A 13106-nucleotide genomic window follows, 5' to 3' on the forward strand; every position below is an offset into this window, starting at 1 on the left:
GACCCGCTACCGTGAGCCGGATGAGCACCGACGAGCCGCAGCCCACGGACAGCGCCAGCGCGAGCGCGAGCGCCACCGCATCGCCGCGTGCCGCGGAGACTCCCCGTTCACCGGCCGAGGCACCCCGCTCCCTCGCCGAAGCGCTCCGTTCGCGCGACGACGACGCGCTCGCGGCGCTGCTGCGGGCCCGTCCCGATCTGCTCACCCCCGTGCCGACCGATCTGACCCAGCTCGCCACCCGCGCGGGGACCCGTGCGTCCGTGGTGCGGGCCCTCGATCGTCTGGACCGGTTCGCGCAGCAGGTGGCGGAGACGCTCGCGGTGGCGCAGGACCCGGCGTCGTACGACGAGGTGCGGGCGCTCATCGCGGGGGACGAGGGGGACGCCGTCGTCGAGGAGGCGCTGGCCCGCGCGCTCGCCACGCTCCACGAGCAGGCCCTGGTGTGGGGGCCCGACGACCGGCTCCGGCTCGTGCGCACCGCGCGTGAGCTGCTCGCGCCCGCCCCGCAGCACCCCTCCCCGACCGGCCTCGGGCCCACCGTCGCCGAGGCCACGGCGGGCATGTCGCCGACCAGGATCCAGGACATCGTCACCGCGGCGGGGCTGCCGAGCACCCACGACCCGGTGTCCGCCGTCGAGTCGCTGCGGGCCCTGTTCACGGACCGCGCCCGGATGTCCGCGCTGCTCGACGAGGCGCCCGCGGAGTCCGTGGAGGTCCTGTCCCGGCTGGTGTGGGGGCCGCCGTACGGGCAGGTCACCGCCGATCCCGCCCGGCACCTGCGCTGGCTCCTGGACCGGGGGCTGCTCCTGCCGACCGCGCCGGGCACGGTCGTCCTGCCGCGCGAGGCCGCCCTGCACCTGCGCGCGGGCCGCGCCCACCGCACCCCCGAGCCGACGCCGCCGCCCGTGGTGGCCGCGCGCGAGCACCGTCCACAGGTTGTGGACACGACGGCGGCGGGGCAGGCGTACACCGCGCTCGCCACCGTCGAGGAGCTCCTCAAGGACTGGGACGAGGGCGGGCCCGCCGTGCTGCGCGCGGGCGGTCTCAGCGTGCGCGACCTGAAGCGGACGGCGGTCGCCCTCGACCTGCCGGAACCGCTGGCCGCCTTCTGGGTCGAACTGGCCTACGCGGCGGGCCTGGTGGCCTCCGACGGCGAGGCCGACGAGCGGTACGCGGCGACTCCCGCGTACGACGAGTGGCAGGAGCTGCCCGCCCCCGAGCGCTGGGCCGCCCTCGCCACGGTCTGGCTGACGGCGACCCGCACGGCGGGCCTGATCGGCGGCCGCGACGGCAAGGACCGCACGCTCTCCGCGCTCGGCCCGCACCTGGACCGCTCGGCCGCCCCCGAGGTGCGCCGCCGGGTCCTCGCCCTGGCCGCGACGCTCCCCGAGGGCAGCTCCCCCGACCCCGAGTCCCTGCTCGCCCGGCTGCGCTGGGAGCGGCCGTCGCCCGCCTCGCGGGAGCTGCGCTCCTCCCTGGCCCAATGGACCCTGAACGAAGCCGAGTTGCTCGGCGTCACCGGCCGGGGCGCGCTGTCCACGCACGGCAGGGCGCTCCTGGACGCGGCCGACGACGACGCCACGAGCCCCGCGGAGCGAGGCGTCGCCGCCACCCGCGCCGCCCAGCTCCTCGCGCCGCTGCTCCCCGAGCCCCTCGACCACGTCCTCCTCCAGGCCGACCTCACGGCCGTGGCCCCCGGCCCTCTCGAACGGCCGCTGGCCGACGCTCTCGCCGTGCTCGCCGACGTCGAGTCCAAGGGCGGCGCCACCGTCTACCGCTTCACGCCCGGCTCCGTACGCCGCGCGCTCGACTCCGGGCAGTCGGCCTCCGACCTGCACACCTTCCTGACCGCCCACTCCCGCACGCCCGTCCCGCAGCCCCTCGCGTACCTGATCGACGACGTGGCGCGCAGGCACGGCCACCTCCGCATCGGCGCCGCTTCGGCGTACGTGCGCTGCGACGACGAGGCAGTGCTCAACGAGATCCTGGCCGACCGGCGCTCCCAGGGCCTGCGCCTTCGCAGGCTCGCGCCGACCGTGCTCGCCGCGCAGGCCGACCCCGGCACGCTCCTGGACGGGCTGCGCGGCATGGGCTTCGCGCCCGCCGCCGAGTCCGCGGAGGGCGACGTCCTGATCACCCGCGCGCACGCCCGCCGCACCCCGCCGCGCTCCGCTCCCGAGCCGGTGCCCGACGGTCCTCCGCTGCCGGACGGGACGCTGGTCGGCGCGGCCGTGCGGGCGATCCGCGCGGGCGACCTGGCGTCGACGGCCCCCCGCAAGGAGGCACCGCAGGCCGCGGACGGGCGGCTGCCGCGCACCACGGCCGCGGAGACGCTCGCCACGATGCAGGCCGCGGTGCTGACCGGCGAGGCCGTGTGGATCGGCTACGTCAACGCGGAGGGCTCGGCGAGCCAGCGCGTGATCGCCCCGGTCCGGGTGGAGGGCGGCTTCGTCACGGCGTACGACCACACGGCGGACGAGGTCCGTACGTATCCGCTGCACCGGATCACGGGAGTGGCGGAGCTCGCCGACGACTGAGGCACAGGGCGCGGGCCGGGCGTACGGGAAAATCGTTGGCCCGGCCAGCTACCGCTGACTTAGGATGCCCCCTTCCCCGCCTCCCCCGTGGAGCGCCGCCGCCCGGACGGAAACCGGTCGGCACCTCGCAGAGCAAGAAGCAGAGGCCCGCACACGAACCCGTAGAACCGCCGGAGGCATCCCGTGCACGCGCACGCCCAGACCGAGCCCGAGTCCGTCGGCTCTCTTGACCCCCTCGCCCGCGAACGCGGGCACCTCGCCGCCTCCCGGGCCGCCCTGCGTGCCATGCGCGAGGACGCCGAGGCCCTCGACATCCGTGACGTCACCGCGAACTGGGTGAACGCCGCCGTCCTGGAACGGCAACTCGACGAGCGGATCAAGTCCCTCGCCGACCTCGCCCACACGCCCCTGTTCTTCGGGCGGCTCGACTACCTGCACGCGCCGGGCGCCGAGCAGGCCGAGGGCGCGGAGGGCGAGGAGTTCTACATCGGGCGGCGGCATGTGCACGACGCCGACGGCGATCCCATGGTCATCGACTGGCGCGCGCCGGTCTCGCAGCCGTTCTACCGGGCCTCCAAGAAGGACCCGATGGACATCGCGCTGCGCCGCCGCTTCGGCTACACGGGCGGCGACCTGACCGCGTACGAGGACGAGCACCTCAGCGACGCGACCGAGGACGAGCGCACCAGCAAGCTGCTCCAGCAGGAGATCGAGCGGCCGCGCGTGGGCCCGATGCGGGACATCGTCGCCACCATCCAGCCCGAGCAGGACGAGATCGTCCGCAGCGGGCTCGGCGGCAGCGTGTGCGTGCAGGGCGGTCCGGGGACCGGCAAGACGGCCGTCGGTCTGCACCGGGTCGCCTATCTCCTGTACGCGCACCGGGAGCGGCTCGCCAGGACCGGCACGCTGGTCATCGGGCCCAACGACTCCTTCCTGCACTACATCGAGCAAGTCCTGCCCGCGCTCGGCGAGTTGGAGGTCAGGCAGGCCACCGTCGACAGCCTGGTCGCGCATGTGGAGGTGCGCGGCACGGACGAGGCGCCCGCCGCGCTCGTCAAGGGTGACGCCCGCATGGCCGAGGTCCTGCGCAGGGCCGTCCGCTCGCACGTCACGCTGCCGACCGAGCCGCTGATGGTCGTGCGCGGCTCGCGCAGATGGCGGATTCCGGCGTACGAACTGGAGGAGATCGTCAGCGAGTTGCTCGCCCGCGACATCCGCTACGGGGCGGCACGTGACGCACTTCCGCAGCGCATCGCGCACGCCGTCCTGGTCCGCATGGAGCAGTCGGGCGAGGCGCCCGACGACCGCGTACAGGACGCGGTGGCCCGCAACGCCGCCGTGAAGGCGACGGTCAAGGCCGTCTGGCCGCCGGTCGATCCCGCGAAGCTGGTGCTCCGGCTGCTCTCCGACGCGGAGTTCCTCGCCGAGCACGCCGAGGGCGTGCTGAGCGAGGAGGAGCAGCGGGCCGTGCTGTGGGCGAAGCCCGCGCGGAGCGTGAAGAGCGCCAAGTGGTCTTCCGCCGATGCCGTGTTGATCGACGAGGCGACGGATCTCGTCGCGCGCACGCACTCGCTCGGGCATGTGGTGCTCGACGAGGCGCAGGACCTCTCCCCCATGCAGTACCGCGCGGTGGGGCGGCGCTGCACGACGGGTTCGGCGACGGTTCTCGGCGACCTCGCGCAGGGCACCACGCCCTGGGCCACGCGGAGTTGGGACGAGGCGCTCGGGCATCTCGGCAAGGGGGACGCCGTGGTGGAGGAGCTGACGGCCGGTTTCCGCGTGCCGCGCGAGGTCATCGCGTACGCGTCCCTGCTGCTGCCCGACATCGCGCCGGGCCTCGCCGAGGTGAACTCCGTGCGTGAGTCGCCGGGTTCGCTGGCGGTGCGGCGGGTCGGTGCGGGCGAGCTCGACGCGGCCTGCGTTGCCGCGTGCGTGGATTCGCTGCGGCAGGAGGGGTCCATCGGGCTCATCGCCGCCGATGCCCGCATCCCGGCGCTTGCCGCTGCGCTGGCTTCGGCGGGGATCACGTACCTCTCGCCCGGCGAGGAGACGACGCCCGACACTCGACTGACGCTGGTGCCCGCGTCGCTCGCGAAGGGCCTCGAGTACGACTATGTCGTGCTCGACGAGCCTTCGGCGGTGGTTGCCGGGGAGCCCGACGCGCGCACGGGGCTGCGCCGTTTGTACGTGGCGCTGACCCGTGCGGTGTCGGGGCTCGTCGTCGTCCACGCGGCCGACTTGCCTGAGCAGTTGGCCTGAGGCGGGGGTGGCGTCGGGCGCGGGTCCGTCGTGGCTGGTCGCGCAGTTCCCCGCGCCCCTGACGGGGCGCCCCCCTACGAAGCGCTGTCCGCGTCGGTGGAGGGCAGGAGGGTCACCAGGAGCACCACCCCCGTCAGCGTCACCACCCTCGTCGCCGCGTCGAGGCCGTTCCAGTTCTTCGACTGCCACATGGCGAACCACTCTCCGCCGACGCCGATGAATCCCGCTCCGAAGAGAAACAGGAGCATCAACAGGCCCGCCGTGCCGGCGAGTCGGGCCGTGCGTACGGGGCGGCGGCCGCGCAGTACCCCGGCCCAGAGCACCGTCGCCGCGATGAGTATCAGCGCGGCGACGGTCTCCCAGACGATGATCGCCACGTACGCGGCGTCCTGCACCGCGGTGGAATCGATCGCGCGCCACATCAGGTCGTCGTCCTTGAACGTGGTGTCCATCGCCAGGACATGGCGTACGAACTGCTGGTTCGTGCCGAAGTCCGTGATGTTGCCGAACGCCACGAGGGCGATGTAGAGCGCGACGGTCCCGGTGAGCACCGTCGCCGCGACGGGCAGCGCCCGGTCCTTCGGTGTGGGCATGGAGTCCCCTCCCTGATCATGACAGTTGCACTGTGCACCGTATAAGGGGCGCGGGGCACTGCGTGATCAGCCGGGGACAGCCCTCGGTCAGCCGTCGACCGCCGCCCGCCACGTGGCGACCGCCGCCGCGGAGACGGGAGCGTCCCACCCGTCGGGCCTCGCAGCCCCACCGATGTGGAACGCGTCGACGCCCGCCGCCTTGAGCTCGGGCAGGTGGTCGAGCCGCAGCCCGCCGCCGATCAGGAGCTGCGGCTCGTACCCCGGCTCCCCGCGCCGCGCCGCCTCGGCGAGCAGCGTAGGAAGGCCGTCGTCGACCCCGCCCGCGGCGCCCGCCGTGAGGTAGGTGTCGAGGCCGGGCAGGTCCGCGAGCTGCTTGCGCAGGGCGTCGCGGTCGGCGGCCCTGTCGATCGCCCGGTGGAAGGTCCAGCGGCAGCCGTCGAGCGCGTCGACCAGGGTCTCGACGGCCGCGAGGTCCGCGCCGCCCGCCTCGTCGAGGAAGCCGAGCACGAACTCGTCGGCGCCCTCGCTCCTGAGCTCGCCCGCCCGGCGTACGAGCGCGTCGACGTCTCCGGCGGCGAACCCGTCGGCGAGGCGCAGCATGACGCGCAGCGAGATGTCCACACGGGCGCGGATCTCGGCGAAGGTCTCGCGCGACGGCGTGAGGCCGTCGGCGGCCATGTCGGTCACCAGCTCGAGGCGGTCCGCACCCCCGGCCTGGGCGGCGACGGCGTCCTCGGCACCGAGGGCGATCACCTCCAGGACTGCACGCTTGCTCATGGCTGTCTCTTCCTTCTGATCGCGATCCCAGTCACATAGGTCTAGTCCAATTAACAGCCTACGCGCAGAACACCCCGGCGCGAGCCGAGTCGCTCGCACCGGGGTGCAGGAAGGCATCATCGTAGGGGTGGATCAGGACAGCGGCTGGAAGCCCCGCAGGCGCAGGCTGTTGCCGACCACGAAGACCGAGGAGAACGCCATCGCCGCGCCCGCGATCATCGGATTGAGCAGCCCGGAGGCAGCCAGCGGCAGCGCGCCGACGTTGTAGGCGAAGGCCCAGAACAGGTTCGACTTGATCGTGCCGAGCGTGCGGCGCGAGAGCCTGATCGCGTCGGCAGCCGCCCGCAGGTCGCCCCTGACGAGGGTCAGGTCGCCCGCCTCGATCGCGGCGTCCGTGCCCGTGCCCATCGCGAGGCCCAGGTCGGCCTGGGCGAGCGCCGCCGCGTCGTTCACGCCGTCGCCGACCATGGCGACGCTGCGCCCCTCCGCCTGCAGCCGCTTGACCACGTCGACCTTGTCCTGCGGCATGACCTCGGCGATCACGTGCTCGGCGTCGATGCCGACCTCGGCGGCGACCGACACCGCGACGGCCTTGTTGTCGCCGGTCAGCAGGATCGGGGTGAGGCCGAGCGCCCGCAGCCGCTCGATCGCCTCGGCGCTGGTGTCCTTCACCGCGTCGGCGACCTCGAGGACCGCACGCGCCTCGCCGTCCCAGGCGACCGCGATGGCCGTACGCCCGGCCGCCTCGGCCTCCGCCTTGGCGCGCTCCAGGTCGGCGGGGAGCGTGATCGCCCACTCGTCGAGCAGCTGGGTGCGCCCGACCAGGACCGCGTGCCCTTCGACGACGCCCTGGACGCCCAGGCCCGCGATGTTCGCGAAGTCCTCGGGGACGGGCAGGGTGCCGACCTCGGCGGCCGCTCCGGTGGCGACGGCGCGGGCGATGGGGTGCTCCGAGGAGTGCTCCAACGCCCCTGCCAGGCGCAGGACTTCGGTGGTGCTGTTGCCGGGGGCGGTGTGGGTGGCGAGCAGGGTCATCTTGCCGGTGGTGACGGTGCCGGTCTTGTCGAGGACGATCGTGTCGACCTTGCGGGTGGTCTCCAGGACCTCCGGGCCCTTGATCAGGATGCCGAGCTGGGCGCCGCGTCCTGTGCCGACCATGAGGGCGGTCGGCGTGGCGAGGCCCAGGGCGCAGGGGCAGGCGATGATCAGTACGGCGACGGCCGCGGTGAAGGCGGCGGTCAGCCCCGAGCCGTTGCCGAGCCAGAAGCCGAGGGTGGCGAGCGCGAGGCCGATGACGACCGGCACGAACACCGCGGAGATCTTGTCGGCGAGGCGCTGGGCGGCGGCCTTGCCGTTCTGCGCGTCCTCGACGAGCTTGGCCATGCGGGCGAGCTGGGTGTCGGCGCCGACGCGACCGGCCTCGACGACCAGGCGGCCCCCGACGTTGAGGGTGGCGCCGGTGACGGCGTCACCGGCGGCGACCTCCACCGGCACGGACTCGCCGGTGAGCATGGAGGCGTCCACGGCGGACTGGCCCTCGACGACCTTGCCGTCGGTGGCGATCTTCTCGCCGGGCCTGACCAGGAAGCGGTCCCCGACCGTCAACTCACCGACGGGGACGGTCTCTTCGCGCCCGCCCTCGCGCAGCACGGTGACGTCCTTGGCGCCGAGCTGGAGCAGCGCCTTGAGGGCGGCCCCCGCCTTCCTCTTGGAGCGGGCCTCGAAGTACCGCCCGGCGAGGATGAACGCGGTGACGCCGGCCGCGGCTTCGAGGTAGATGTTCCCCGCGCCGTCGCTGCGCGCGATGGTCAGCTCGAAGGGGTGCGTCATGCCGGGCGTGCCCGCCGTGCCGAAGAAGAGCGCCCACAGCGACCAGAGGAAGGCCGCGGAGGTGCCGACCGAGATCAGCGTGTCCATGGTGGCGGCGCCGTGCCGGGCGTTGGTGAAGGCCGCCTTGTGGAAGGGCCAGGCGGCGTAGGTGACGACGGGCGCGGCGAGGGTCAGCGAGAGCCACTGCCAGTACTCGAACTGGAGGGCGGGGACCATCGCCATCGCGATCACGGGCACGGAGAGGAGGACCGCGGTGATCAGCCGCTCGCGCAGCGGCCGCAGCTCGTCGTCGGCCGCACGCTCCGCCGCGCCGTCCGCGTCGCCGTCACCTCCTTCGCGTACGGGGGTGGGCTCCTGCGCGGTGTATCCGGTGGCCTCGACCGTCGAGATCAGGTCCCGCACGGAGACGTCCGCGCCGCGGTAGGTGACCTTGGCCTTCTCGGTGGCGTAGTTGACGGTCGCCTCGACGCCGTCCATCCGGTTGAGCTTCTTCTCGATGCGTGCGGCGCAGGAAGCGCAGGTCATGCCACCGATGGCGAGTTCTACCTCGGCCGCCTCGATGGGGCTTGGGGTGGTGGTGGACATGTCTGCTGCTCCTCGTTGTCAGTGGGCGGGCCCACCGGGGCGGGCGTCTTGATACCCGGGGTGGGTACTGCTGACGAGATCCATGTATACCCCTGGGGGGTACCGAACGCAAGGGCGCGACCGGACTTGACTTCATACCCCTAGGGGGTATCTTCGAGTGCATCGAGGACATGCACACCGGGGAATGGACACCAGGGAGCCGTCATGAACACCGGACTGAGGATCACCGCATTCGCCGCCGCCGTCGCCGCGACCTTCGGCACCGCGTACGGCGTGGGCAAGGCCGTCGACCCGGTCACGGACAAGACACCGACGGCCCGGCACGGGGAACACGACGGCGGGCGGGAAGCGGGGTCGCACGAGGGGATGCAGGACACGGGAGGGGGCGCCACCCCACCCGGCGGCCTCCAGGTCTCCGACCGCGGCTACACGCTCGACCTCAAGACCTCGCGGCTCACGGCGGACAGGAAGCAGAAGCTGAGCTTCGCCGTCGTCAAGGACTCCACGGGCAGGAACGTCACCGCGTACCGGCCGGAGCACGACAAGGAGCTGCACCTCATCGTCGCCTCGAGCGACCTGACGACCTACCGCCACCTGCACCCGGTCCGCGCAGCCGACGGCACCTGGTCGACCCCGGTCGAGCTGCCCGAGGCGGGCGGCTACCGCGTCTTCGCCGACTTCCGCCCCCAGGGCGCGAAGGAGGGCCTGACGCTCGGCGCGGACCTCGCGGTGGCGGGCGCGTACGAGCCGAAGGAACTGCCCGCGCACCGCACCACGGCGACGGTGGACGGCTACGACGTCACGCTCAAGGGCGAGCTGAAGACGGGCGCGGGCGGCGACCTCACGCTGAGCGTGGCGAAGAACGGCAAGCCGGTGACCGACCTCCAGCCCTACCTCGGCGCGTACGGCCACCTCGTGGCGCTGCGCTCGGGCGACCTCGCCTACCTGCACGTACACCCGAACGGCGAGCCCGGCGACGGAAAGACGAAGGCGGGCCCCGGCGTCTCGTTCATGACGGCGGCGCCGAGCAAGGGCGCGTACCGCCTGTTCCTGGACTTCAAGCACGAGGGCAAGGTCAGGACGGCGGCGTTCACGGTGCACGCGGGCGGCGCGGGGCAGGACGGGGCCGGGAAGGACGGGGCCGGGAAGGACGGGGCCGGGAAGGACAGCGGCCACCAGCACTGACGGGTGGGGCTAGCGGGGCGCCACGGCCGCCAGTTCGTCGACGCTGCCGGACATGACGGCGCGGACGTGCTCGGTCAGATGCTCGACGGGCCAGTCCCACCAGGCGAGTTCGAGCAGCCGCTCGACGTCCTCGTCGCTGAACCGGCGACGGATCAGCTTGGCCGGGTTGCCGCCGACGATGCCGTAGTCGGGCACGTCGTCGACGACCACGGCGCCCGAGGCGATGACGGCGCCGTGCCCGATGCGTACGCCCGGCATGACGGTCGAGCGGTAGCCGAACCAGACGTCGTTGCCGACGACCGTGTCGCCCCGCCCCGGCAGCCCGCTGATCAGGTCGAAGTGCTCGCTCCAGGACCCGCCCATGATCGGGAAGGGGAAGGTCGAGGGCCCGTCCATCCGGTGGTTGGCGCCGTTCATGAGGAACCGCACGCCCTCCCCCAGCGCGCAGTACTTCCCGATGACCAACCGCTCGGGACCGTAGTGGTAGAGCACGTTCCGCGTCTCGAAGGCGGTCGGGTCATCGGGATCGTCGTAGTACGAGAAGTCGCCGACGTCGATCAACGGCGAGGTCACGAGCGGCTTGAGCAGCACCACACGGGTCTGGCCCGGCATCGGGTGCAGCACGTTCGGGTCGGCGGGCACGGCAGCACCGGACGGCATCGCGCAACAGCTCCTCGTGAGGTCTCACCCGTCGGGTCGGACGGCCCCCTCATGATCCACGTCAGCCGAAGAGAATCAACTCCTTTTCGGTGGCGCCAGCGAGCTCGTAGCGCGTGCCCGTGAGCGGCCGTCCCGCGATCAGCCTGATCAGCGTCGGCGCGTCCCCGAGGTAACGGGCGGGCGGGCGCCTCCCGTCGGCGGCGCCCAGCGTCAGCGGCTCGTCCACGCCGTCGACGTCCGCGTGCAGATGCGGCGCGGACGCGGCGTGCGCGCCCCTGCTGAACTGTTCGACGAGCGCCAGCGCGTCCACGAGCCCCGCGCCGCCGTACGCGCCCGGCTTCCCCCACGCCTCCCGTACGTCACCGGCGTGCACCCACTCCCCGAGCGCGACGCCGTCGAGGTGCCCCTTGGCCGCGGCGATGGCGGGCCCCGCCTCCGTCATGCCGCGCTCCAGCTCGTCCACGACGCGGGAGTTGGACCAGTCGGCGCGCTCGGCGATGTCGCGCTCGTTGGACTCGGGCGAGTACACGCCCTCCTCGAAGCGCCCCTCGACCACCCGCATCAGCGCGGAGCTGCAGTGCGCGAGCACGTGCCGCACGGTCCAGCCGGGACAACAGGTGCGCACCGCGTAGGCGTCGTCGGACGCGGCCCTCAACAGCGGTATGAGGAGGTCGCGTTCGGTCCGCAGGAGCCGTCCGGCACGCTCGGATTCGTAGTTCGCGTCAGTGGTGGCATTCATGGTCGCAGCCAATCGCGCGGGACCGCTCCCTGGCAACGGGCACCCGGGAGAACGCGGCCGACCACCGCGTACCCCCCTAGGGGTACATCGATGACTAGGGTTCCCCCATGGCCGACGAAAAGGACCTCCACGCCCGCTGGGCCGCCACCCTGCTCCGCACGACCGGGGACGGCGGCGCCCCCGACCCCGCCCCCTACGCGGAGCGCCTCCTCGCGCGCTGGGCGGAGCCGCAGCGCAGGTACCACACCACCGATCACCTGGCGGCGGTCCTCGACCACATCGACGTCCTGGAGGAGCACGCCGACGACCCCGAACTGGTCCGCCTCGCCGCCTGGTTCCACGACGCGGTGTACGCGCCGGACCGCTCGGAGAACGAGGAACGCTCCGCGCGCCTGGCCGAACGCGCGCTGACCGAGGCGGGCCTGAGCGACCGGGCGGTCGCCGAGGTGGCCCGCCTTGTGCGCCTCACCGTCACGCACGACCCCGCGGACGACGACCGCAACGGAGAGGCGCTGTGCGACGCCGACCTGGCGGTCCTGGCGTCGCCCCCGGACACGTACGCGGCGTACGCGGCCGCCGTGCGCGAGGAGTACGCCTTCGTGCCCGACGAGGCGTTCCGCTCGGGCCGGGCCGAGGTCCTGCGCCAACTCCTGTCCCTCCCGCGGCTGTTCAGGACCCCCTACGGAACGGCCAACTGGGAGACACCTGCGCGCGAGAACCTCACCACGGAGCTGGACCTGCTGGCCCCGTAAATCCGGGCGCCAAGCGCAGGGGGCCTCCCGTACTCTCTGCGCATGCTGCTCATGGGTGGGGACAGGATCGACGAGGCCGTGGCGTACGCCGCGAAGACGCTGCGCACGGCGAAGGACCGTGACTGGAGCGGGTCGGCGGGTGGTCTCGACTGGGACTGCCTCGCGACGGCGGAGCACATCGCGGGCTGTCTCGTCGGGTACGCCGGGCAGCTGACCGGCAGGTCCGCTTCCGGCTACGTCCCCTTCGACATCGCGTTCGACGAGGGCACGGACCCCGATGGCGCGATCCGGGTGATCGAGGCGTCCGGCGGCATCCTGTCGTCCGTGGTGCGGACCACGGCGCCCGGCGTACGGGCGTACCACCCCTACCCGCACGGCAGCGCGGACGCGGCGGGCTTCGCGGCGATGGGCGTCGCCGAGGTCCTCCTCCACACGTACGACATCGCGCGGACGCTCGGCATCGACGCGGAGCCGCCCGCCGAGCTCTGCGAGGCGGTGCTCGCGCACCTCTTCCCGCACCTGCCGCCCGCGCCCGCCGGGCAGACCCACTGGGCGGCCCTGCTCTGGGCCACCGGGCGCGGCACGCTCCCCGGGCGCGACCCCGTCGGCCGCTGGCGCTGGCACAACACGCTCACGATCCCCGCGGGTCCCGTCACCCTGACCGAGGTCACGCCCGCCGCGGCGGCCGATCTCGCGTCGGGCGGCGCGGGCGGGTTCACCTGGATCGAGGGCGGTCCCTTCGACGGGACGCGCGTCGCCGCGGAGATGGTGACCAAGGCGTACGCGTCCGGGGTGCACCGGCCCGCGTGGGGCATGTACGCGCTCGTCCGCGCCGAGGACGGTCTCGCCGTCGGCGGCATGGGATTCCACGGGGCGCCGGACGAGGAGGGCTGTGTGGAGGTCGGTTACGACTTGGCGATCGCGGCACGCGGCCGGGGCTACGCCACGGAGGCGCTGCGCTCGCTGTCGCAGTGGGCCCTGGCCCGCCCGGAAGTAACGTCCCTGCTGGCCAGGACCGACCCCACGAACGCCCCTTCCCAATCGGTCCTGACCCGCAACGGCTGGACGCGCCTGCCGGACCGGGACTCCACCCACGCGTACGGTCTGCGCCGGGCTTGAACGGTTTCCCTCGGCGACGGGGCCCTGCCGGGTGGGTGGGGGAGGTGGGGGCATCTTCCCCACGTCCGGC

General features: G+C 73.3%; 10 protein-coding genes. 5 read left to right on the forward strand and 5 right to left on the reverse strand.

Features of this window, described 5'->3' with window-relative positions:
- The first annotated feature begins 20 nt into the window (after window positions 1-20).
- Both KY5_RS18400 and KY5_RS18405 read left to right on the forward strand, forming a co-directional pair.
- Window positions 21-2537, forward strand: coding sequence for a helicase C-terminal domain-containing protein (locus KY5_RS18400; RefSeq protein WP_098243287.1), 2517 nt, complete (start codon window positions 21-23; stop codon window positions 2535-2537).
- A gap of 183 nt (window positions 2538-2720) precedes the next feature.
- Window positions 2721-4796 carry a HelD family protein gene (locus KY5_RS18405; protein WP_234362781.1) on the forward strand — a complete coding sequence of 692 codons (2076 nt, stop codon included), beginning with the start codon at window positions 2721-2723 and terminating at the stop codon, window positions 4794-4796.
- A gap of 74 nt (window positions 4797-4870) precedes the next feature.
- On the opposite strand, the gene KY5_RS18410 is transcribed toward KY5_RS18405, so the two are convergent.
- The 3 genes from KY5_RS18410 to KY5_RS18420 all read right to left on the reverse strand — a co-directional run bounded on the left by KY5_RS18410 (window position 4871) and on the right by KY5_RS18420 (window position 8581).
- Window positions 4871-5389, reverse strand: a complete 519-nt coding sequence (locus tag KY5_RS18410) for a DUF2165 domain-containing protein (protein WP_098243288.1) — start codon at window positions 5387-5389, stop codon at window positions 4871-4873.
- Between the two features lie 87 nt (window positions 5390-5476).
- The gene (locus tag KY5_RS18415) at window positions 5477-6166 is read right to left on the reverse strand and encodes a copper homeostasis protein CutC (protein WP_098243289.1); all 690 of its coding nucleotides are present in this window, start codon (window positions 6164-6166) and stop codon (window positions 5477-5479) included.
- Between the two features lie 132 nt (window positions 6167-6298).
- Window positions 6299-8581, reverse strand: coding sequence for a heavy metal translocating P-type ATPase (locus KY5_RS18420; protein WP_098243290.1), 2283 nt, complete (start codon window positions 8579-8581; stop codon window positions 6299-6301).
- Between the two features lie 204 nt (window positions 8582-8785).
- On the opposite strand from KY5_RS18420, the gene KY5_RS18425 reads away from it, so the two are divergent.
- Window positions 8786-9766: a hypothetical protein gene (locus tag KY5_RS18425; protein ID WP_098243291.1), complete on the forward strand. Its 981-nt coding sequence runs from the start codon at window positions 8786-8788 to the stop codon at window positions 9764-9766.
- A 9-nt stretch (window positions 9767-9775) separates the two neighbouring features.
- Here the strand turns inward: KY5_RS18425 and KY5_RS18430 are convergent, their stop codons facing one another.
- A complete protein-coding gene (locus KY5_RS18430; protein WP_098243292.1) occupies window positions 9776-10426 on the reverse strand; it encodes a CatB-related O-acetyltransferase in 651 nt (216 codons plus the stop codon).
- Window positions 10427-10487: 61 nt separating this feature from the next.
- Complete coding sequence (locus KY5_RS18435; RefSeq protein WP_098243293.1) at window positions 10488-11165, reverse strand: maleylpyruvate isomerase family mycothiol-dependent enzyme; 678 nt, start codon at window positions 11163-11165, stop codon at window positions 10488-10490.
- 107 nt (window positions 11166-11272) lie between these two features.
- Between KY5_RS18435 and KY5_RS18440 the strand changes: the two genes are divergently transcribed.
- Together KY5_RS18440 and KY5_RS18445 are read left to right on the forward strand one after the other, a co-directional pair.
- Window positions 11273-11917 (forward strand): hypothetical protein, encoded by a 645-nt coding sequence (locus KY5_RS18440; RefSeq protein WP_098243294.1) that lies wholly within the window; start codon window positions 11273-11275, stop codon window positions 11915-11917.
- 42 nt (window positions 11918-11959) lie between these two features.
- Window positions 11960-13036 carry a GNAT family N-acetyltransferase gene (locus tag KY5_RS18445; protein WP_098243295.1) on the forward strand — a complete coding sequence of 359 codons (1077 nt, stop codon included), beginning with the start codon at window positions 11960-11962 and terminating at the stop codon, window positions 13034-13036.
- Window positions 13037-13106: the final 70 nt, after the last annotated feature.

Origin of the sequence: Streptomyces formicae (assembly GCF_002556545.1) — a bacterium.
Lineage (GTDB): Bacteria > Actinomycetota > Actinomycetes > Streptomycetales > Streptomycetaceae > Streptomyces > Streptomyces formicae_A.

Bases quoted from the DNA above. Each gene is read 5' to 3' on its own strand.
- KY5_RS18440 (WP_098243294.1), top strand. From the start codon at position 11,273: ATGGCCGACGAAAAGGACCTCCACGCCCGCTGGGCCGCCACCCTGCTC.
- KY5_RS18430 (WP_098243292.1), bottom strand. From the start codon at position 10,426: ATGCCGTCCGGTGCTGCCGTGCCCGCCGACCCGAACGTGCTGCACCCG.
- KY5_RS18410 (WP_098243288.1), bottom strand. From the start codon at position 5,389: ATGCCCACACCGAAGGACCGGGCGCTGCCCGTCGCGGCGACGGTGCTC.
- KY5_RS18425 (WP_098243291.1), top strand. From the start codon at position 8,786: ATGAACACCGGACTGAGGATCACCGCATTCGCCGCCGCCGTCGCCGCG.
- KY5_RS18445 (WP_098243295.1), top strand. From the start codon at position 11,960: ATGCTGCTCATGGGTGGGGACAGGATCGACGAGGCCGTGGCGTACGCC.
- KY5_RS18420 (WP_098243290.1), bottom strand. From the start codon at position 8,581: ATGTCCACCACCACCCCAAGCCCCATCGAGGCGGCCGAGGTAGAACTC.
- KY5_RS18400 (WP_098243287.1), top strand. From the start codon at position 21: ATGAGCACCGACGAGCCGCAGCCCACGGACAGCGCCAGCGCGAGCGCG.
- KY5_RS18415 (WP_098243289.1), bottom strand. From the start codon at position 6,166: ATGAGCAAGCGTGCAGTCCTGGAGGTGATCGCCCTCGGTGCCGAGGAC.
- KY5_RS18435 (WP_098243293.1), bottom strand. From the start codon at position 11,165: ATGAATGCCACCACTGACGCGAACTACGAATCCGAGCGTGCCGGACGG.